General features: G+C 50.7%; 17 protein-coding genes and 3 pseudogenes. 11 read left to right on the plus strand and 9 right to left on the minus strand.

What is annotated here, in order from left to right; genetic code table 11:
- The first annotated feature begins 2 nt into the window (after nucleotides 1–2).
- From oppD to AC3ITF_RS09575, 3 genes are read left to right on the plus strand one after another with little or no spacing between them, the layout of a single operon-like run.
- The gene (oppD, locus tag AC3ITF_RS09565) at nucleotides 3–1,016 is read left to right on the plus strand and encodes a murein tripeptide/oligopeptide ABC transporter ATP-binding protein OppD (RefSeq protein WP_096756800.1); all 1,014 of its coding nucleotides are present in this window, start codon (nucleotides 3–5) and stop codon (nucleotides 1,014–1,016) included.
- On the plus strand, nucleotides 1,013–2,017 hold the full coding sequence (gene oppF, locus AC3ITF_RS09570) for a murein tripeptide/oligopeptide ABC transporter ATP-binding protein OppF (protein WP_489176368.1): 1,005 nt from the start codon (nucleotides 1,013–1,015) through the stop codon (nucleotides 2,015–2,017). The genes oppD and oppF overlap by 4 nt, the downstream gene beginning before the upstream one ends.
- A gap of 46 nt (nucleotides 2,018–2,063) precedes the next feature.
- The gene (locus tag AC3ITF_RS09575) at nucleotides 2,064–2,900 is read left to right on the plus strand and encodes an ion transporter (RefSeq protein WP_096756802.1); all 837 of its coding nucleotides are present in this window, start codon (nucleotides 2,064–2,066) and stop codon (nucleotides 2,898–2,900) included.
- 35 nt (nucleotides 2,901–2,935) lie between these two features.
- On the opposite strand, the gene AC3ITF_RS09580 is transcribed toward AC3ITF_RS09575, so the two are convergent.
- A complete protein-coding gene (locus AC3ITF_RS09580) occupies nucleotides 2,936–3,265 on the minus strand; it encodes an HI1450 family dsDNA-mimic protein (protein ID WP_096756803.1) in 330 nt (109 codons plus the stop codon).
- 34 nt (nucleotides 3,266–3,299) lie between these two features.
- On the minus strand, nucleotides 3,300–4,760 hold the full coding sequence (gene cls, locus AC3ITF_RS09585; RefSeq protein ID WP_096756804.1) for a cardiolipin synthase: 1,461 nt from the start codon (nucleotides 4,758–4,760) through the stop codon (nucleotides 3,300–3,302).
- Nucleotides 4,761–4,902: 142 nt separating this feature from the next.
- On the opposite strand from cls, the gene AC3ITF_RS09590 reads away from it, so the two are divergent.
- Entirely contained in the window at nucleotides 4,903–5,076 is a 174-nt protein-coding gene (locus AC3ITF_RS09590) for a YciY family protein (RefSeq protein ID WP_096756805.1), read from the plus strand.
- A gap of 205 nt (nucleotides 5,077–5,281) precedes the next feature.
- A complete protein-coding gene (locus AC3ITF_RS09595; protein ID WP_164496617.1) occupies nucleotides 5,282–5,443 on the plus strand; it encodes a hypothetical protein in 162 nt (53 codons plus the stop codon).
- 445 nt (nucleotides 5,444–5,888) lie between these two features.
- On the opposite strand, the gene AC3ITF_RS09600 is transcribed toward AC3ITF_RS09595, so the two are convergent.
- On the minus strand, nucleotides 5,889–6,185 hold the full coding sequence (locus tag AC3ITF_RS09600; protein ID WP_003020675.1) for a YciI family protein: 297 nt from the start codon (nucleotides 6,183–6,185) through the stop codon (nucleotides 5,889–5,891).
- A 215-nt stretch (nucleotides 6,186–6,400) separates the two neighbouring features.
- Between AC3ITF_RS09600 and tonB the strand changes: the two genes are divergently transcribed.
- Nucleotides 6,401–7,126: a TonB system transport protein TonB gene (gene tonB, locus AC3ITF_RS09605; RefSeq protein WP_210424343.1), complete on the plus strand. Its 726-nt coding sequence runs from the start codon at nucleotides 6,401–6,403 to the stop codon at nucleotides 7,124–7,126.
- 80 nt (nucleotides 7,127–7,206) lie between these two features.
- On the opposite strand, the gene yciA is transcribed toward tonB, so the two are convergent.
- From yciA to AC3ITF_RS09625, 4 genes and pseudogenes are all read right to left on the minus strand, one after another.
- Nucleotides 7,207–7,608 carry an acyl-CoA thioester hydrolase YciA gene (yciA, locus tag AC3ITF_RS09610; RefSeq protein WP_115258308.1) on the minus strand — a complete coding sequence of 134 codons (402 nt, stop codon included), beginning with the start codon at nucleotides 7,606–7,608 and terminating at the stop codon, nucleotides 7,207–7,209.
- A 155-nt stretch (nucleotides 7,609–7,763) separates the two neighbouring features.
- Nucleotides 7,764–8,303: a septation protein A gene (locus AC3ITF_RS09615; RefSeq protein ID WP_115258309.1), complete on the minus strand. Its 540-nt coding sequence runs from the start codon at nucleotides 8,301–8,303 to the stop codon at nucleotides 7,764–7,766.
- A 55-nt stretch (nucleotides 8,304–8,358) separates the two neighbouring features.
- Entirely contained in the window at nucleotides 8,359–9,102 is a 744-nt protein-coding gene (locus AC3ITF_RS09620) for a YciC family protein (RefSeq protein ID WP_489176369.1), read from the minus strand.
- Nucleotides 9,103–9,130: 28 nt separating this feature from the next.
- Nucleotides 9,131–9,217, minus strand: a pseudogene (locus AC3ITF_RS09625) (YkgJ family cysteine cluster protein); the annotation flags it as partial.
- Nucleotides 9,218–9,498: 281 nt separating this feature from the next.
- On the opposite strand from AC3ITF_RS09625, the gene ompW reads away from it, so the two are divergent.
- The 5 genes and pseudogenes from ompW to AC3ITF_RS09650 all read left to right on the plus strand — a co-directional run bounded on the left by ompW (nucleotide 9,499) and on the right by AC3ITF_RS09650 (nucleotide 17,624).
- Nucleotides 9,499–10,137, plus strand: coding sequence for an outer membrane protein OmpW (gene ompW, locus AC3ITF_RS09630; protein ID WP_135911915.1), 639 nt, complete (start codon nucleotides 9,499–9,501; stop codon nucleotides 10,135–10,137).
- A gap of 754 nt (nucleotides 10,138–10,891) precedes the next feature.
- Nucleotides 10,892–10,942: pseudogene (locus tag AC3ITF_RS09635) on the plus strand (ESPR-type extended signal peptide-containing protein); the annotation flags it as partial.
- A gap of 1,734 nt (nucleotides 10,943–12,676) precedes the next feature.
- Nucleotides 12,677–15,646, plus strand: a pseudogene (locus AC3ITF_RS09640) (autotransporter outer membrane beta-barrel domain-containing protein); the annotation flags it as partial.
- A gap of 128 nt (nucleotides 15,647–15,774) precedes the next feature.
- The gene (locus tag AC3ITF_RS09645) at nucleotides 15,775–16,050 is read left to right on the plus strand and encodes a hypothetical protein (protein WP_117342898.1); all 276 of its coding nucleotides are present in this window, start codon (nucleotides 15,775–15,777) and stop codon (nucleotides 16,048–16,050) included.
- A gap of 101 nt (nucleotides 16,051–16,151) precedes the next feature.
- Nucleotides 16,152–17,624 (plus strand): GGDEF domain-containing protein, encoded by a 1,473-nt coding sequence (locus AC3ITF_RS09650; protein WP_117342897.1) that lies wholly within the window; start codon nucleotides 16,152–16,154, stop codon nucleotides 17,622–17,624.
- A gap of 33 nt (nucleotides 17,625–17,657) precedes the next feature.
- On the opposite strand, the gene trpA is transcribed toward AC3ITF_RS09650, so the two are convergent.
- Both trpA and trpB read right to left on the minus strand, forming a co-directional pair.
- On the minus strand, nucleotides 17,658–18,464 hold the full coding sequence (gene trpA, locus AC3ITF_RS09655; RefSeq protein ID WP_489176370.1) for a tryptophan synthase subunit alpha: 807 nt from the start codon (nucleotides 18,462–18,464) through the stop codon (nucleotides 17,658–17,660).
- Nucleotides 18,464–19,657, minus strand: coding sequence for a tryptophan synthase subunit beta (trpB, locus tag AC3ITF_RS09660; protein ID WP_489176371.1), 1,194 nt, complete (start codon nucleotides 19,655–19,657; stop codon nucleotides 18,464–18,466). Before trpB ends, trpA begins: the two co-directional genes overlap by 1 nt.
- Nucleotides 19,658–19,659: the final 2 nt, after the last annotated feature.

Here is a 19,659-nt window from a genome sequence, read left to right on the forward strand (position 1 = left end):
CCATGAGCGTAATTGAAACCTCAACCGCGCCGCTCGCGCAACAACAGGCTAACGCACTGCTGGACGTGAAAGATCTGCGCGTGACGTTTGCCACCCCTGATGGGGATGTAACCGCGGTAAACGATCTGAACTTTTCGCTGCGTGCCGGTGAAACGCTGGGTATTGTCGGTGAATCTGGATCGGGGAAATCGCAAACGGCGTTTGCCCTGATGGGACTGTTGGCGGCCAATGGTCGCATCGGCGGTTCTGCGACGTTCAACGGACGTGAAATTCTTAATTTACCGGAACGCGAGCTGAACAAACTGCGCGCCGAACAAATTTCAATGATCTTTCAGGACCCCATGACCTCCCTGAACCCGTATATGCGGGTCGGAGAGCAGTTAATGGAAGTGCTGATGCTGCATAAAGGTATGAGTAAAGCCGAAGCGTTTGAAGAATCCGTCAGAATGCTGGATGCGGTCAAAATGCCGGAAGCGCGCAAGCGTATGAAGATGTATCCACATGAATTTTCAGGCGGGATGCGCCAGCGTGTGATGATCGCCATGGCGTTACAGTGTCGGCCAAAGTTACTGATCGCCGATGAGCCGACAACCGCGCTCGATGTTACGGTTCAGGCGCAAATTATGACGCTCCTGAATGAACTTAAGAGTGAATTCAATACCGCGATTATTATGATCACCCACGACCTCGGTGTGGTTGCCGGGATATGCGACAAGGTTCTGGTGATGTATGCCGGGCGCACCATGGAATATGGCAGCGCGCGCGATGTCTTTTATAAACCCGTTCATCCGTATTCTATTGGTTTGCTTAACGCGGTACCGCGTCTGGATGCTGAAGGGGAAGAGATGCTGACCATCCCGGGTAACCCGCCAAACCTGCTGCGTTTGCCAAAAGGATGCCCGTTCCAGCCTCGTTGTCCGCATGCGATGGAAATTTGTAGCAGTGCACCGCCGCTGGAAGAGTTTAGCCCGGGCCGCCTGCGTGCCTGCTTTAAACCGGTGGAGGAACTGGTATGACAACGGCAACTGAACAACGAAAAGTCTTGCTTGAGATAGCCGATCTTAAAGTCCATTTCGATATCAAAGACGGCAAGCAGTGGTTCTGGCAACCCTCACAAACACTGAAAGCCGTTGATGGCGTGACCCTGCGACTGTACGAAGGTGAAACGTTAGGGGTGGTGGGCGAGTCAGGCTGCGGTAAGTCTACCTTTGCCCGCGCCATTATTGGTCTGGTGAAAGCCACCGACGGCAAAGTGGCCTGGCTGGGTAAAGATTTGCTGGGTATGAAACCCGATGAGTGGCGCGCGGTGCGCAGCGATATTCAGATGATTTTCCAGGATCCGCTGGCTTCATTAAACCCGCGTATGACCATCGGTGAAATTATCGCAGAACCGCTGCGCACTTATCATCCCAGCCTGCCAGGGCAGGAAGTGCGCGATCGCGTGAAGGCAATGATGATGAAAGTCGGGCTGTTGCCAAATTTGATCAACCGCTATCCGCACGAATTTTCAGGCGGGCAGTGTCAGCGTATCGGGATTGCTCGCGCGCTGATCCTCGAGCCGAAGTTGATTATTTGCGATGAGCCGGTTTCGGCGCTGGACGTGTCGATTCAGGCGCAGGTAGTGAACCTGTTGCAACAACTGCAGCGTGAAATGGGATTATCGTTAATCTTTATTGCCCATGACCTGGCGGTGGTTAAACATATTTCCGATCGCGTGCTGGTAATGTACCTGGGGCATGCGGTGGAACTGGGCACTTACGACGAGGTGTACCATAACCCGCTGCATCCTTATACTAAAGCGCTGATGTCGGCGGTGCCGATCCCCGATCCCGATCAGGAGAGGAACAAAACCATCCAACTGTTGGAAGGCGAATTACCGTCACCGATCAATCCGCCGTCTGGTTGTGTGTTCCGTACCCGTTGTCCGATTGCCGGACCGGAATGTGCAAAAACGCGACCGGTTCTGGAAGGAAGTTTCTGCCACGCTGTTTCCTGCCTGAAAGTAGACCCGCTATAATCGTGAGGGCTGACAAAGGTCAGCCCTTCTTATAGGTGAGGTGAATGTGTCTGGCTTTGTGTCCTCTGTCCGCCGCGCTGTCTATCGTAAATTATTCGATTTAAACACGCGCTCAGGTCGTCGTTTTGAAGGTCTGTGCGCGCTGTTTGCGTTGCTTAGCGTCATTGTCATCTTCGTCGAGTCGGGCGTCGGGACGCAATATCATTTAACGTATGATGAATGGCGTTCTTTTGTCTGGCTGGAGATCTTTATTACTCTGGTCTTCACCGCCGAATACTTGCTGCGATTATGCTGTTGGGCCAATCCGGCAAAATATGTGTTTAGTTTTTGGGGTATTATCGATTTGGCCACCATTTTGCCGCTGTATGTGATGTGGTTATGGCCAGAAATGAGTCTGAACTATGTGTTTGCCTGGCGAGCGATGCGGGCGATTCGTGTACTGCGGATCCTCAAGTTGTTGCGCTTTATGCCTTCGTTGATGGTGTTTTGGGGCGCTATAAAAAGCGCACGTCACCAGTTGATTCTGTTCTATTCGTTTATCGCCATTTTAATGATTATTTTCGGCGCGTTGATGTATCTCATTGAAGGGCCGAAGTATGGATTTGATACGCTGAATGCGTCGGTGTACTGGGCCATTGTGACGGTAACGACGGTTGGGTATGGGGATATCGCGCCGCACACGCCGTTAGGGCGAATGGTGGCGTCAGTGCTTATCCTGATCGGTTATTCAGTAATTGCAATACCCACGGGCTTGATTACTACGCACATGAGCAGCGCGTTTCAGCATCGGCAGAATCAGCGTCAATGCCCTCAGTGTCAGCAGCATCAGCACGAGCACAGCGCGCAATTTTGTAACCGCTGTGGAACTAAGCTTCCGAATTAAATAAAAAAAGCTGCCTGGGCAGCTTTTCTTTTGACTCATTCGCGCCAGAGAATATGGCAGAGCTTGTGATCTTTTTCACGGCATAACAAAACGCGTGCGAAAATATCGTTAATCTCGCCATCTTCTGAGTCGGCCAGACCAATCACCACTTCGGCAAAAAAGTCAGGATTCAGGTCAAAATCGACGTGCTCCTGCCAGTCTTCTGCCGGGTCAAATAACTCTGCGCCGCCGCGTTCTTCAAACTGTAAATTGAACAGAAGAACGTCAGCGGGATCGAGATTGTCTGTCGCCAGTTCGAGAAAAATGTCATAAGCCTGCTCAAGCGTTTCGTCTTCAGTCAGGCGATTGTTCAAATCCATATCCATAATGACTACCTGTTTACCGTCTCTTGGGCACGTTTTACAGCAACGGACTAAAGAAGTAAAACAGTCGCTCGGTGATCCGTTGCCAGAGTGGCCTTTTTAGCCACAAACGCGCATCAAGCAGGCGCGAACGGGAGATGTAATCGTCCTGTACTGCCGCGAGATCGGCACCAAATCCGGCATCGTCAATCACCAGCGTGATCTCAAAATTCAGCCACAAGCTGCGCATATCCAGGTTTACGGTACCCACCAGACTCAGCTCACCATCGACCAGCACGCTCTTGGTGTGCAACAGACCCCCTTCAAACTGGTAAATTTTCACGCCAGCCGCCAGCAGCTCGGTGAAAAAGGCCCGACTTGCCCAGCCAACCAGCATAGAGTCATTTTTGCGGGGAAGAATAATGCTCACATCCACCCCACGCTGCGCCGCCGTACAGATGGCATGCAGCAGATCGTCGCTGGGGACGAAGTAGGGCGTGGTCATGATTAAATATTCACGCGCAGAGTATGCCGCGGTCAGTAACGCCTGATGGATCAAATCCTCAGGAAAACCCGGGCCGGAGGCTATGGTATGAATGGTGTGCCCACTTGCCTGCTCAAATGGCATGATATTGGCATCCGGTGGCGGCGGTAAAATGCGCTTACCGGTCTCAATCTCCCAGTCACAGGAATAAACAATCCCCATCGCGGTGGCGACCGGACCTTCCATTCTTGCCATCAGATCAACCCATTGCCCGACGCCGGCATCCTGCTTAAAGAAACGCGGGTCAACCATGTTCATACTGCCGGTGTAAGCAATATAATTGTCGATCATTATCATCTTACGGTGCTGGCGCAGGTCCATGCGGCGTAAGAAGACACGCATCAAGTTAACCTTCAGTGCCTCAACGACTTCAATACCTGCATTACGCATCATCGCGGCCCACGGGCTGCGGAAGAACGCCACGCTGCCTGCGGAGTCCAGCATCAAGCGACAGTGAATACCGCGTCGGGCCGCGGCCATTAATGATTCTGCGACCTGGTCGGCCATGCCGCCGGGTTGCCAGATATAAAACACCATCTCAATGTTATGCCGCGCCAGTTGAATGTCGCGGATCAACGCCTGCATCACGTCATCGGAACTGGTGAGCAATTGAAGCTGGTTTCCTTTAACGCCGCCGATACCCTGGCGACGTTCGCACAGCTTAAATAGAGACGAGGCGACGCTGCTGTTCTCCTGAGCAAAAATATGGTTACAGGCTTTTAGGTCGTTGAGCCACTTGGCCGTTGAAGGCCACATCGCTCTGGCGCGCTCGGCGCGACGTTTGCCCAAATGAAGTTCACCGAAAGACAGATAAGCAATGATCCCGACCAATGGCAGAATATAGATGATCAAAAGCCAGGCCATTGCAGAGGGCACTGCGCGTCGCTTCATCAGAATGCGTAATGTTACGCCAGCGATGAGTACCCAGTATCCCAGAATGACCAGCCAACTCACCACGGTGTAGAAGGTTGTCATAAATTTAAAAATCCTTTTGAAAGCGTATTGTTAAGAGTTTACGCATCAGGATTCATCTGGCAAATAAAAACACGGGAAAACTGCTGGTCTGCATTCGGTCAGGCGGTATAATGTCCGCTCTGTGACGGTAAGAGTGGTTAACATGAAGCGTAGTAGAACGGAAGTGGGGCGCTGGCGGATGCAGCGTCAGGCCAGTCGCCGTAAAGCGCGTTGGCTTGAAGGACAATCGCGCCGCAATATGCGCATCCATACCATCAGAAAGTGCATTCTCAACCATCAACGTAACTCGTTGTTGTTTGCAATCCACAGCGTCTGATCAAAATGGGCATCGCTGGCGGTGCCCAATGACCACAGCACAACCCGCCATCTTTTATCCTCCCGCTTAATATTCTGCGTTATTCAATCAGCCCCTTATTTATTGATTGCTCGTGTCGGATATGTTTGTAACAATGTGCCGGTAATAACTAATTATATAAATTTTCACCAATATTTTTGTACGGTTTTTGAAAAACGGAGTTTAGATGAAGTATTTAATGGCGCTCATGCTGAGTGTGACGTTGTCTGGTTGCACGGCAAGCGACTGGATTGATGCTGCCGGTGGCATCATGCAGGCAACAGATAAAAATCAAAAAGACGCCAGGACTAAGCGAATCAATGCGGCCAATAAAGCTGCTGGATATTAAAGAATCAGTGAGTTAATGCCACTTCTGATGGCGTAATGCAGAAGTGGTATTGGGTTTCTCAGATGGATGCGGTGATGTATCTTGTTGTTTTAAAAGTGATAAGTTAGTGAGTTAAAATTTTATTGAGCTTGATGTATCGCTTTTCAGAAGTGAAATACATAATAAATTGATAATGATAAATAGCAATTTAATAGGAAGTCGACAGCATTCCTCTACCTTATTATACGTCTATCGAAAAGACTGTCATTATTTATAAAAAGATTCCCTGCATAACATTTTGCCAGATGCTTTAGTTTTCTAACCACTAAGTGTTATATGCCATGGTGAGTATTGAAATAGCAATAATACAGGTGCATTGAATATTATCTATTCAGATGCACCCTTGTGAATATTATAAGCGGGTAGATAATCACTCTACTTATTAATGTTAGTCTGACGTTGTTGCTTAAAATACTTTCTTATACGGTTTTACTGAAACTTGCGCATAAACGCCTGCCGCTACATACGGGTCAGCTTCAGCCCATGCTTGTGCAGCTTCGAGTGATTCAAATTCGGCAATGACGGTTGATCCGGTAAATCCGGCCGCACCCGGGTCGTTGCTATCCACGGCGGGCATAGGACCTGCGGTCAACAGGCGACCTTCGTCATGGAGAAGTTGCAGACGTGCCAGATGTGCCGGGCGCACGGAAAGGCGTTTTTCGAGAGAATCAGCGATATCTTGAGCATAAATAACATACAGCACGGGAAGAGCTCCTTGATCGGTAAAAGTCGTTAATTACGTTATTGGAAAGGCCTAACAACTGCAACGGAAAGATAACGGATTTGTTAAGCCCCTACTTTAGAAGTGGGTTATTATCATAAAATCGCGTTTTAAATGCCGCTTACCGCCATGGGCTTATTGAATATGATTGCTATTTGCATTTAAAATCAGGGCCTGGTTTTTTAACTGAAACGATTATGACTTCAATGACCCTTGATTTACCTCGTCGCTTTCCCTGGCCGACGTTACTTTCTGTCGGCGTTCATGGTGCTGTAGTGGCAGGACTGCTGTATACCTCGGTACATCAGGTTATTGAACTGCCTGCGCCCGCGCAGCCGATTTCTATCACGATGGTCGCGCCAGCTGACCTCGAACCGCCGCAGGTTGTTCAACCGCCTCCGGAGCCCGTCGTCGAGCCAGAACCGGAACCCGAACCGATTCCTGAACCGCCAAAGGAGGCACCGGTCGTTATTGAGAAACCGAAGCCAAAGCCAAAACCGAAGCCAAAACCGGTGAAAAAGGTGCAAGAACAGCCGAAACGTGACGTTAAACCGGTTGAATCACGCCCGGCTGCGCCAGTTGAAAACACCGCGCCTGCGCGCCCGACCACCAGTACCGCCCCGGCCACCAGCAAGCCGACCGTCAGTGCGCCTGCTGGCCCGCGTGCGCTGAGTCGTAATCAGCCACAGTATCCGGCACGTGCGCAGGCGCTGCGTATTGAAGGTCGTGTAAAAGTGAGATTTGACGTGACGTCAGATGGCCGGGTTGAGAACGTGGAGGTGCTTTCCGCGCAGCCCGCCAATATGTTTGAGCGTGAAGTGAAGAATGCCATGCGCAAATGGCGCTACGAGGCGGGAAAACCCGGCTCCGGACTGGTGGTGAATATTGTTTTCCGTCTGAACGGTACTGCGCAGATCGAGTAAGAAGTTGGCCGGATGAGGCGCTACGCCATCATCCGGCAATTAGCATAATGCTTGTCTGATTTCGACGTTAACGTGTCGTATCAGGCAGAGGCGGGGATCGGACGGGGTTTCCCATCTTTATCCACGGCCACGTAGATAAACAACGCTTCGGTGGCTTTGTAGCGTTGCCCAATTGGCTCAGATGCCACTTTCTTAACCCAGACTTCAATATTAATGCTGATGGATGTGTTACCGCGCTTCACACAGCGCGCATAGCAACAGACCACATCACCGACGGCAACCGGGCGTAAAAAACTCATTCCTTCCACTCGCACCGTGACCACACGACCGTGCGCGATTTCCTTGGCCTGAATAGCGCCACCGATATCCATTTGCGACATCAGCCAACCGCCAAAAATATCGCCGTTAGCATTGGTATCGGCTGGCATGGCCAGAGTACGTAAAACCAGCTCACCTTGAGGGGTGTTATTCGTTGTTGTCATTGTAGAACCGACTGTAGAGAAAGATTACAGGCGCGATGCTACTAGAATTTATGGGCTGAGAACAGAGGGGAGGCGGTGTGCAACGCGGTGTTAAAGTGAGAGAAAGGTATGGTGGGTTAAAAATTCGCCAGATCCGCAGATCTGGCGAATGCACATTATGACTTATCTTCCTGCGGCAGATGACGGTAAATATATACCCCGCTCAGCAGCGTGAAGACCAACGTCAGGGCGGTTAAGCCAAACACTTTGAAGTTAACCCAGATATTTTGCGGCAGCCAAAACGCGATGTAGATATTCGCCAGACCGCACAGGATGAAAAAGACGGCCCAGGCCAGGTTCAGTTTCGACCATACCGGCTGCGGCAGCGTCAGTTCTTTACCTAACATGCGCTGAATCAGCGGTTTTTTCATCACCCACTGGCTGACCAGTAAGGCACCCGCAAACAGCCCATATATCACCGTTACCTTCCACTTAATGAATTCATCGTTGTGGAAGAAAACGGTCAGGCCGCCAAAAACAGCCACCAGAATAAAGGTGATCAACGCCATCTTCTCGACCTTGCGATAGCGAACCCAGCTGTAAATCAACACAATGGCCGTCGCGACAATCAGTGCCGAGGTCGCCGCATAGATGTCATAAAGCTTATAAAAAGCGAAAAAGACCACCAGCGGTAAAAAATCAAGAAACTGCTTCATTCTTCGATTCCGTAATCAAAAAGCATCGACCAAGAGGCCGGGATGCGTTCAGGGTTTATTGGCGAATCAGCATATACAGGCGGAACAAATAGATCAGCAAAACGGCAGAAATCATATTGCTCAGCGTATTCGCCACTACCGCGCCAACATTCGGCGATAATACAGCAAAAGTGGGGGCGAGCAGCAACAGTGACGTTTTTGCCAGCAGCCAACCGATCACAGCGGGCGCAACCAGTCGCATATTAGACCACGCCAAACGCATACTGTTGCGCATGGCTGCAAAGACACCCATCTTATCCTGAACCATCATCACTGGCGCAAGCGACAGCAGAATGGCCAGCACAATACCGGGTACAACGACCAGCATAATCCCGATTTGCACCAGCAGGGTAGTCAGAAAAATCAGAATAAACAGCTTAGGCAATACCGGTGCACTGGCGCCAATGGCCCGCAGCGCGCTGACTCGATGGCCTGCTGAAATTAACTGGATCATCAGAATAATACCACCCGCGAGGATGGCATTGCCGATAAGTCCAGAAAATGTCGATGCCGCTGACGCACGTAGCAGGATTTGCTGCTGTTCCGGTGTCATGTTCTGCACCAGGTCGAACAGTCCCACGCTGTTGGTTATCTGATCCCCTTCACTGAGTTGCGCAATCTGCGCGTCGCTGGGGGAAAAAGCATGCCCGAACACCACCGTGATAAACGCGCACAACAGCGATACCAGCAAGATGGTAATGAATTGATTACGGAAAAAGTTTCCCGTGTCACGGTAAACGGACTTCGCCGTGATTGACATGCACTCTCCTTGAGTTTTGCAGGTGTTCATTTGCGGGCAATTGTACCCTGGATAACTCAACAGTGGCAGCATCGCGAGGTGTATGGAAAAGCATATCTTTGTAAAGCGGCGGTAATTTTTGGCTATGACTTCAGCATTATGCAACAACGCTGTTTGTTCTGTGTACACCATGGCGTCATTACATCCGTATACCATTGAAGGGAAAAATGCTCACAGGGTGGAAATATATCAAAATTGATCTGAATTAAGTTAACCAGGATTTTGAATGCAAGTTCTAACTTAATCTGGATCAATAAATGTTAAATTACAGACGTCAATGTGATCTGTGTTAGATCATTTATTACTCCATTGTAGGTATATTCGTTCCGCTTTTATAACCATAACGATGGAGCGGACATGAAAAAATTAACAGTGGCAGCATTGGCATTAACAACTCTACTTTCCGGGAACGCATTTGCGCATGAAGCGGGAGAGTTCTTTATTCGCGCAGGTTCTGCAACCGTAAGACCGACGGAAGGTGCGGGCGGTACGCTGGGAAGTTTAGGCGGTTTTGACGTCAGCAATAACACGCAACTGGGGCTGACATTCACCTATATGGCGACCGACAATATTGGTGTCGAATTACTGGCAGCAACGCCGTTTCGTCATAAAATCGGCACCTCAACCACCGGGGATATCGCGACCGTTCACCATTTACCGCCAACGCTAATGGCGCAGTGGTACTTTGGCGACTCCAGCAGCAAGTTGCGTCCTTACGTTGGCGTCGGCGTTAACTACACCACGTTCTTCGACGAAGGATTTAACGATAACGGCAAAGAAACCGGATTATCTGACCTGAGCCTGAAAGACTCCTGGGGTGCGGCGGGACAGGTGGGGATGGACTACCTGATCAACCGTGACTGGTTGATTAACATGTCAGTCTGGTACATGGATATCGACACCACCGCGAACTACAAACTGGCTGGCGCACAGCAGCACGACAACGTACGCCTCGATCCGTGGGTGTTTATGTTCTCAGCGGGTTATCGTTTTTAAGTTCTTCTGCTTCGCTTTCTGCAAAGACGGGTCATCAAATGGCCCGTTTTTCCACCTTATATCGCCATCGACCATCTCCCTCGCTTTACGCGGCAGAATCATCTTGTGCTGATAGCCGTATTAATATCGAGTATATTTAACCCGATAAGCGATGTCTGTTATTCGTTTATTATGAGCAGCAAACAAAGTCAGCAAACTGGTTATAATAGCCGGCTTGGACGTTACCTGTATCCAGTCGATAACCATCACTCTTTTGGCATTTTATTCGTGCAACGCAAATACATTCCATTTTTAATCGCAATCGAATTTTTAGGGGGGGGAGCTTATAGACGCTGTGTGGTCTGCTTAAATGCGATGATGTTAAAAAGTTGCGTATTGCTTCTTTATATTCTTGTCGTGTTTTAATGAAAATTAAACGTTACTTCTTGTAATGCTGCTTGATCTAATGGATTACATTTTTGACGTGGATCATTAACATTTCATTGTGTATTTTTTGTGCTTATCCAGTTTTAAAGTCTTTGTCAGGGTAATATTTAGATAAATTATCTATAAAGTGTATAAGTTACGATATAAATGGATGCGGTAGCGTTCCTGCAATACCATCAGTCAGTCGCGTACGGATTGCTCAATGTTTCTGCGGATAAGCAGCCGGTGAAGGCGTAGTGTCCGCTGAGCACTCATAAATGCTCCATTGCTATGTTGCCGCGACAATGAGTTGAATGTTGAGGCCTGTGGTATTATTCGGAAGGTAATTATGAACAAGGTTTATCGTGTTATATGGAATTCCACTCAGAATTTGTGGGTTGTGGTTTCGGAATTTGGTAAAGGAAAAACGAAAAGTAAAATCTCGACCCAATTCTCGCAAAAAATACAATGTTTACAGTTTCACCTTAAAGCGGTTGCCGCGGTGGTCACATTGGCCTTTGCTGCCAATGTTAATGCACTAGATATCAATAACTACACTGAGTTTACTTCATCCGAGACCATAACCGATGGCATGCAATGGAATAACACTGCGACAGTTCAGATAAATAATGGTGCTGACGTTACTGTTACCGGTGGAAATATAACTATGGCACCATCGGAAAATGCGAACACGTCTTTATGGATAAATGGTGGGAGCCTGACGTCAGAAAAGAATAGTGCATTATTGTTAGGTAATAATAGCATGCTCCAAATTGGAGGCGCTCAGCTGGGTGGCTTGACCTCCGGGCAGGCAGGGGGAACCGCTGGCGTCCTCTCCGTTGGTGATATCAAAATAGCTTCTGGCGCGACGAGTGCTACTCTCTGGATGTTTGGCTCAGCAGATGCAACGGCTAAATTAACGGCAGAAAACATCAGCCTGACGGCAGACCGTAACCACATATGGCTGGCAAATACTACACCTTCGGAGCGCGGCGTGGATGTTGATGTTACGGGTGATATGACCGTGATAAACACCCTGGGTGGCATGTTTATGATGATTGGCAATTCTCAATTGAACGTGGGCGGCGACCTGTATCTTGATACCACTAACGGAAGTTTTTTAGTCACGGATAATTCCGCGTCGAAGGGGATCAACGTTGGTGGCGATTTCACTATCAGTAACAACGTTGCTTTAGTTGATATCAACGAGGTGAGTATTGCTGCCGGTATTTATTCAACGGTTGTCAATGTTGATGGCGATATCAATGTTATCGGTGAAAATGTCGGTAATACCGGTCTGCAGATAATGAATGCGGCTGGAACCGGCATCACCACGCAGGGTGACTTTAATCTGTCATCAACGGTCGCAGATAATGTCACGAAAGTGATCATCGGGCATAGTTCGAAAGTGACGGCTGAAAATAATATTACATTAAACAGCGTAATCGGTGGCGCCACCCAGCTTTATATTGGTGATTCTAAGTACGGCGCTCCCGCTGCGCTAGTGGCGAAAAGCATCGAAATGAGTGGTGATGGAGAAAACACCGTTATTTTTAATAACACCAATCCAACTCAACCGGGTACTGAAGGTTACCTGTTTAATGTTGCGATCAACGGTGAGGGGGCCGTGGAACAACAGTCAGGGCATACCAGCCTGGGGGTAGTGTCAAATTATAGTGGTGGAACGGCCATTAGTGGTGGTTTGCTTTCCGTGGCGAACAGTAAAGCACTGGGGAGTGGCGGAGTCTCTGTTAATACCGCGCCTAACAATAATACCGGACTGGACATCGCCTATTCTGATGGAAGCGCTTTCGACAATACGCTGACCGGTAGCGGAAACTCAACCGTATCCGGCAATGCCCGGATTACAGGCGCTAACCAAAACTATGCAGGCAACTGGAATATCACGGGTACCGCGTCAACCGATACTACGGTATCCACAACGCAGAGTAATTTTGGCTCTGGCGATATCAATCTTAGCAGCGGCGGATATGTGGTCGCTAAAACGAACGCCGGATTCAGCTTCGATAACCGGTTGACCGGAACGGGATCTCTCGTTGCCGACAACAATGGCAACACGTTTGACTTCAGTTCTACAACAGGAACTGCGTTCGCGGGAAATGTGATCCTCAATAATAATCTGTTTGCCCTGGAAGGGGATAACACCTCTGCCTTAACGCATGCCACGCTGAGTGTGGGTCAGGGTAATGCCACATCTGTTGGCATGGGGACCCAAAATATAGGGGGACTGGCCTTTAATGGCGGGACATTAATCTATGGCGCGGTATCCCCTGGCGATACGCTCAGCGATCGGTTCATTGAGACTGAAAACGATCTCGACTTAACTGGCAGTGGGCAAATTCAAATTAGCATCGGTGGTGATTTTGAGAACACCTCACAGCACCCTGACACGACGAAACCGTTACTCCAACAGGATGAAGGTGGCGTCATGGTTAAGCTGGCTGAGAGCCTGGGTACTGTTACCGGCAGTGGTGGGAACCTCAGCTTGATCGATCAGAATGGCGATGCGATTTCTCATGCCCAGACATCTCACATTACCCAGAATGGAGAGACAGTCGCCAATGGTGTTTACGATTATCGTCTGACAAGTGGTGAGAACGGCGACGGGCTTTACATCAATTACGGTCTGACCCAACTTGAACTATTTGCGCAAGGGAATAACGCGCTGACCCTTGATGCGGAAGGCAATACCGGTAATGCCGCTGATATGAGCGCTAAAATCACCGGTTCTGGTGATCTGGCGTTTGCAAGTCATAAAGGGCAGACAGTCTCACTTTCAAATTCAGATAATGATTACACCGGTATAACCGATGTACGCAGCGGCAATGTGCTGATGCGAAACGATAATGTGCTGGGTCAAACCAGTGAACTTCGTCTGGCTGCCGATACCGGCTTTGACATGAATGGCTATAGCCAAACGTTGGGTAAACTGACCACTGCGGTAGATTCGCTGCTTAACATCAACGGCGGAAGCCTGACGATAGAGCACGGTGGGCAGGTAAGCGGAACCTTAACCGGTAGCGGTGCGATTAACCTGGCGGGGGGCACGTTAGCGGTAACGGGCGAAAACAGCAGCCTGACGGCAGAAACCACCATTGCCAAAGGGGCAACCGCACAACTTAATTCAACGCTGGGTTTAGGCACGGGAAACATCGTTGTGAGCGGGACGCTGACGCTGAACAATGCTGCAGGCACGTTCTCTAATGTAATTAGCAACAACGGCAATGTAGAACTTACTTCAAGTGATGTCGTCCTGACGGGCAACAACAGCGAATTTTCGGGCGTGTTTAATATTGACAGCGACGCCCAATTAACCGCCAGTGTTGCGGAACATCTGGGTGCCGCGGAAGTGAAGAATAATGGGGGACTGGTGCTTGACAGCAACAGTTCTTGGACGCTTGAAAATGCGGTTAATGGCAGCGGCAGCGTCACTAAACAGGGATACGGTACGATAACCTTGGGGGATAACGCTACCTGGGCAGGGCAAACGGATATTGAGCAAGGCGGCCTACAGCTGGGCAGTGAAAGCGCCCCCGTTACGCTTGCCAGCACGCAGGTCAACATTGCTGAACAAGGGATGTTGTCCGGGGTTGGCGGTGTTGCGGGCAATGTCGATAACGCCGGTGTACTGCAGGTGGGGGCCGGGACCGGCGATAATCTGCTGTTCACGGTGGGGGGCGACCTTGTTAACAGCGGTATGCTTGCCACAGGCGTCAATGGTCAGCAGGCCGGTAATCTGCTGGTGGTTAATGGTAATTACACCGGTAATGACGGTCATCTTTCCTTAAACACCGCGCTGGGGGATGACAATTCCGTAACCGATAAGCTGGTGGTGAAAGGTGACACCAGCGGTACCACTTCTGTCAGTGTTACCAACGCCGGTGGGCAAGGGGCCGCGACGATCGACGGCATTGAAGTTATCCATGTTGACGGCGAGTCAAACGGTGAGTTCACTCAGGCTGGCCGTATTGTGGCCGGGGCCTACGACTACAGCCTTGGACGCGGGCAGGATGAAAACAGCGGTAACTGGTATCTGACCAGCGGTAAAACTAATCCTGACCCTGAGCCGGAGCCAAAACCAGATCCGAAACCTGATAACGATCTGCGTCCGGAAGGGGGCAGCTACACGGCTAACCTGGCGGCGGCAAACACCCTGTTCGTCACCCGCCTGCACGATCGTCTTGGCGAAACACAGTATATCGATGCCTTAACCGGCGAGCAGAAAGTGACCAGTATGTGGATGCGTCATGTCGGTGGGCACAACCGCTGGCGTGACGGCAGCGGCCAGTTGAAAACCCAGAGCAACCGTTATGTCATGCAGCTGGGGGGCGATATTGCACAGTGGAGCCAGAACGGGCTCGATCGCTGGCACCTTGGCGTGATGGCGGGCTACGGCAACGATCACAACAGCACCCAGTCCTCGCGTACGGGTTACCGTTCAAAAGGGTCAGTCAATGGCTACAGCAGCGGCGTTTATGCCACGTGGTATGCCAACGATGACTCGCATAATGGCGCCTGGCTGGACAGCTGGGCGCAGTACAGCTGGTTTGATAACCATGTTAAAGGTGATGATTTACAGGGCGAATCGTACAAATCGAAAGGGATCACCGCCTCGCTGGAAATGGGTTATGCCCAAAAAATGGGGGAATTCGCCGGTAGTCAGGGCACGCTGAACGAATGGTACATACAGCCTCAGGCCCAGGCGATATGGATGGGCGTGAAAGCGGACGATCACCGGGAAAGCAACGGTACGCGCATCAAAGGCGACGGGCACGGTAATGTGCAGACTCGTCTGGGGGTGAAAACCTGGATTAAGAGCCATCACCAGATGGATAACGGGAAAGAACGCGAGTTCCAGCCCTTTGCCGAGGTGAACTGGCTGCACAATTCACACGATTTTAGTACGCAGATGGACGGCGTGAACGTGCGTCAGGACGGCGCAAAAAATATCGCCGAGGTCAAAGTGGGCGTGGAAGGACAAGTGAGCCCGCGCCTGAATCTGTGGGGTAATGTCGGCGTTCAGGTTGGCGACAAGGGATATAACGACAGCGCCGCGATGGTCGGCGTGAAGTGGAACTTCTGAGTCGGTAATCCCCCTGAAAAGCGGGTCGCACTGCGACTCGCTTTTTGCATACTGTTTTTCCCCTCCCGCCTTTTCACCCTTCGATCAAATGCTACTCTTTAAGCAAACCTGCTTTGAGGGCATTGACGATGGAATTGTCCCGCCAACAGCTGCAACAAAAAATTTCACTTCTGGAATCATCACCCAACGATGACATAGCAGAATTCGCCCTGTATGCTGCGCGCGCACTGCTGGGGTATATGACTCGGGTGGAGAGCCTTGAACACGCTCTGGCCGTACCGATCAAATTACCTTATTGCAGTGCCAGCCCGGTTTGCGAAATTGAAGCGGGTTATGCCGCTGGCGTCAGCGACTGCCGTGAGGCCATTCGCCGGGCGGGCTATCTGCTCGATGGTGAAGACTAGTTTGCGCATTTGTTAATAAAGATATGCTTTTTATGGGTAAATCTGTAACTTAGCGCTCAAGTAACTGATTTGGCAATGCGGGTAACTATCAGGGTGGACGCGTGAAGATTGTGCAGGATAAGCTCAGAAACAGGCAGGCGTTGCTGGTCTCTGGCCTCATTACACTGATATTTACATCACTGTTCCTGTTCATCATTTACGAGCAGCGTACGGCCACCGCAAGTGAAGGTATCAACCGTCTCCAAACGCGTCTCATGGACATCTTTAACGACAATGAACTGATCGCGGACGCCATCGGTGAGCGTTATCACCACACCATTAATGGTGGACGATGTGGCAGCAAGTCGCGCTTTGTTCCGCGCGAGGAGGGGGAGTGGGGAATCAACGCCGATCGAAAGCGGATACATTCGGCATCTGGAGCCATTATCGCTAAGCAGCCCAGCCAGCAGGCCCTGTGTATGTTTACCGCCGCAGAGTTTATCCGCGGAATGGTGAATGAGCTCAATCCGGGCACTTTCGACGCGCATCGTTATATTATCGCCAAAGACGCAGATTATTTTTACTGGTTTACTCCTGCCGACTCTCACAATTTTTCTTTCGCTGACTCCGAGATGGCGCTCGATATTTCCAATTTTTTCTACCCGCCGGTCGATTTTTATACCCGACTACTGCAAAAAAACGTCAAAAACAAAGCCCTTAGTTCGACCAATTTTTACACCGATAAAATCACCGGTGATAAGGCGTACAGTGTCGTTAGCTATATTTACGATCTGTCAGGCGATGATATCTCCGATCATATCGTGGCGTACCTGGTTTATGACCATTCGAAACCGGAATTGCAAGATGAGTTGGCAAACGCGTTTGAATACCAGCTTCCGCCGGGTCTTAATGTGGCATTGGTGAATTTACTCAACAACGAGAGTCTCTGTTTAGCGGGGAAATGCGCAAACCTGAACAACGCTCATGTCAGGATGTTGTCAGAAAAGTACGCGCTGCACTATTCGATCTCGTTAGGTCGTTTTATGGTACACGATGCGCATGCCGGAATTGTGATTCTTTTGGCGCCGTTCTTCTTTATTATCATTAGCTTTTCGTTGAAATCGTGGCTGAATGAAAGCGATCTAAAGGTGTATATCGATTCGCTGACCGGTTGTTTTAACCGCAGGATCCTCGACATTATTAAACGCCGGGATTTATCCCATTGTTCGGTGGTACTTCTGGACTGTAATAAGTTTAAGGCCGTCAACGACACCTGGGGCCACGCGGCCGGGGATCGCGCACTGCAAACCATTGCCAACAGAATGCTGTCTAATACCCGAACCAGTCACGATCTGGTGATTCGTACCGGCGGGGATGAGTTTATGATCCTGCTGTTTCGCTCTCAGGCGAGTGACGCTATCGCCATCGCTGAGCGTATTAGCGGTCAGGTCAATAATCACGTATTTGTGGTGGAGGGGCACACTGTGCCGCTGTCGGTGTCATGGGGAATTGCGGAAGTGAACGGTGAACTGGATGTGGCTATTCAGAACGCAGATAACGCCATGTACAAAATGAAGCAGGCGAAAGAAGGATAAAACCGCCAGATTTACGCTGGCGGTTGTGGCTTATTACTGATGCGTGGCGGCTTTCATCGCGCTGACAAAAGCCCTTAGCTCTGTCAGCATCTGTTCCGGTGCGGCGACATTTTTCTCAATAATTTTCACAATCGCCGAGCCTGAAATCGCCCCGGCAGCACCTGCTTCAATCGCCCCCGCGACCTGCTCAGGCGCTGAGATACCGAAGCCTTGCAACGACGGCGGTGCATTGTATTGTTTCAGCTTCTCGACCAGATGATGCAGCGGTAGCGCGGCACGCTTTTCAGCGCCAGTCACACCAGCACGAGACAACAGATAGGTATAACCGCGACCATGGGACGCAATCTGGCGCAGCAGGTCGTCATCAGCGTTCGGCGGGCAGATGAAAATCGGTGCCACGTTGTGGCGCAGTGCCGCTGTCCGGAATGGCGCAGACTCCTCAACCGGCACATCTGCGACTAACACGGAATCCACGCCGACTTTTTCACACTGGGCGTAAAATTCGTCAATGCCTTTACTGAACACCAGATTGGCGTACATCAGCAGGCCAACAGGAATGTTGGGATGTTTTTGACGGATCAACGCCAGCATTTCGAAGCATTGCGACGGCGTGACGCCTGCGGCAAAAGCACGTAAGGTCGCATCCTGAATGGTCGGGCCGTCAGCCAGCGGGTCGGAGAAGGGGATCCCGAGTTCGAGCGCATCAGCTCCGGCGTCGATCAGCGTATCAATAATCTTCAGCGACTGCTCAACAGAAGGGTCGCCGAGGGTGACGAAGGGGACAAATGCACCTTCTTTGCGGTCCTTCAGCAGTGCAAACAGGTTTTCATAACGTTCCATCAGATTTCCCCTCGTGCTTTCAGAATATCGTGTACGGTGAAGATGTCTTTGTCGCCGCGACCGGAGAGATTAACCACCAGCAGCTGCTCTTTGTCCGGATCCTCACGCATCATTTTCAACGCGTGCGCCAGGGCATGTGATGACTCCAGGGCCGGAATGATCCCTTCATGCAGGCACAGGGTTTTAAAGGCTTCCAGCGCTTCGTCATCGGTAATCGATACGTAATCGGCACGGCCAATACTGTTCAGGTAAGCATGCTGTGGCCCGACGGACGGGAAATCCAGACCCGCTGAAATCGAATAGGACTCTTCGATTTGCCCCTCTTCGGTTTGCATCATCGGCGATTTCATGCCGAAGTAAATTCCGACGCGACCATGCTTCAACGGCGCGCCGTGTTCACCGGACTCAATCCCGTGACCGCCCGGCTCAACGCCAATCAACCCGACGCTGGTGTCATTAATAAAATCAGCAAACATACCGATAGCATTCGAACCACCACCCACGCAGGCGATAACGGCATCCGGCAGACGACCTTCTTTTTCGAGGATCTGCGCTTTGGTTTCTTCGCCGATCATGCGCTGGAACTCACGCACAATAGTTGGGAAAGGATGTGGGCCAGCCGCCGTACCAAGCATATAGTGCGCAGTATCGTAGCTGCCGGACCAGTCGCGCAGCGCTTCATTACAGGCATCTTTCAGCGTGGCGGAGCCGCTGTGAACCGGGATCACCTCGGCGCCCATCAGCCGCATACGGAACACGTTGGGAGACTGGCGTTCGATGTCTTTCGCACCCATATAGATCCGACACTTCAGGCCAAGCAAGGCACAGGCGAGCGCGGAAGCTACGCCGTGTTGACCGGCACCTGTTTCAGCGATGATCTCGGTTTTACCCATACGTTTTGCCAGCAGCGCCTGACCCAACACCTGGTTAGTCTTGTGCGCACCGCCGTGCAGCAAGTCTTCACGCTTCAGATACAGGGTGGTGCGAGTACCTGCGGTGATGTTCTGGCATTTGGTCAGCGCGGTAGGGCGGCCTGCATAGTTTTTCAGCAGGTCGGCAAACTGCGCCTGAAACTCAGGATCTTTCTGCGCGCTGACGAAGGCTTCTTCCAGCTGGCGCAGGGCAGGCATCAGAATCTGTGGCACATACATGCCGCCAAATTCACCAAAATAGGGGTTGAGTAATGTTGTCATGT

It is taken from the genome of Citrobacter sp. KH_055_1 (assembly GCF_057838705.1).

Bases quoted from the DNA above. Each gene is read 5' to 3' on its own strand.
- oppD (WP_096756800.1), top strand. From the start codon at position 3: ATGAGCGTAATTGAAACCTCAACCGCGCCGCTCGCGCAACAACAGGCT.
- oppF (WP_489176368.1), top strand. From the start codon at position 1,013: ATGACAACGGCAACTGAACAACGAAAAGTCTTGCTTGAGATAGCCGAT.
- AC3ITF_RS09580 (WP_096756803.1), bottom strand. From the start codon at position 3,265: ATGGATATGGATTTGAACAATCGCCTGACTGAAGACGAAACGCTTGAG.
- cls (WP_096756804.1), bottom strand. From the start codon at position 4,760: ATGACAACCTTCTACACCGTGGTGAGTTGGCTGGTCATTCTGGGATAC.
- AC3ITF_RS09590 (WP_096756805.1), top strand. From the start codon at position 4,903: ATGAAGCGTAGTAGAACGGAAGTGGGGCGCTGGCGGATGCAGCGTCAG.
- AC3ITF_RS09595 (WP_164496617.1), top strand. From the start codon at position 5,282: ATGAAGTATTTAATGGCGCTCATGCTGAGTGTGACGTTGTCTGGTTGC.
- tonB (WP_210424343.1), top strand. From the start codon at position 6,401: ATGACTTCAATGACCCTTGATTTACCTCGTCGCTTTCCCTGGCCGACG.
- yciA (WP_115258308.1), bottom strand. From the start codon at position 7,608: ATGACAACAACGAATAACACCCCTCAAGGTGAGCTGGTTTTACGTACT.
- AC3ITF_RS09615 (WP_115258309.1), bottom strand. From the start codon at position 8,303: ATGAAGCAGTTTCTTGATTTTTTACCGCTGGTGGTCTTTTTCGCTTTT.
- AC3ITF_RS09620 (WP_489176369.1), bottom strand. From the start codon at position 9,102: ATGTCAATCACGGCGAAGTCCGTTTACCGTGACACGGGAAACTTTTTC.
- ompW (WP_135911915.1), top strand. From the start codon at position 9,499: ATGAAAAAATTAACAGTGGCAGCATTGGCATTAACAACTCTACTTTCC.
- AC3ITF_RS09645 (WP_117342898.1), top strand. From the start codon at position 15,775: ATGGAATTGTCCCGCCAACAGCTGCAACAAAAAATTTCACTTCTGGAA.
- trpA (WP_489176370.1), bottom strand. From the start codon at position 18,464: ATGGAACGTTATGAAAACCTGTTTGCACTGCTGAAGGACCGCAAAGAA.
- trpB (WP_489176371.1), bottom strand. From the start codon at position 19,657: ATGACAACATTACTCAACCCCTATTTTGGTGAATTTGGCGGCATGTAT.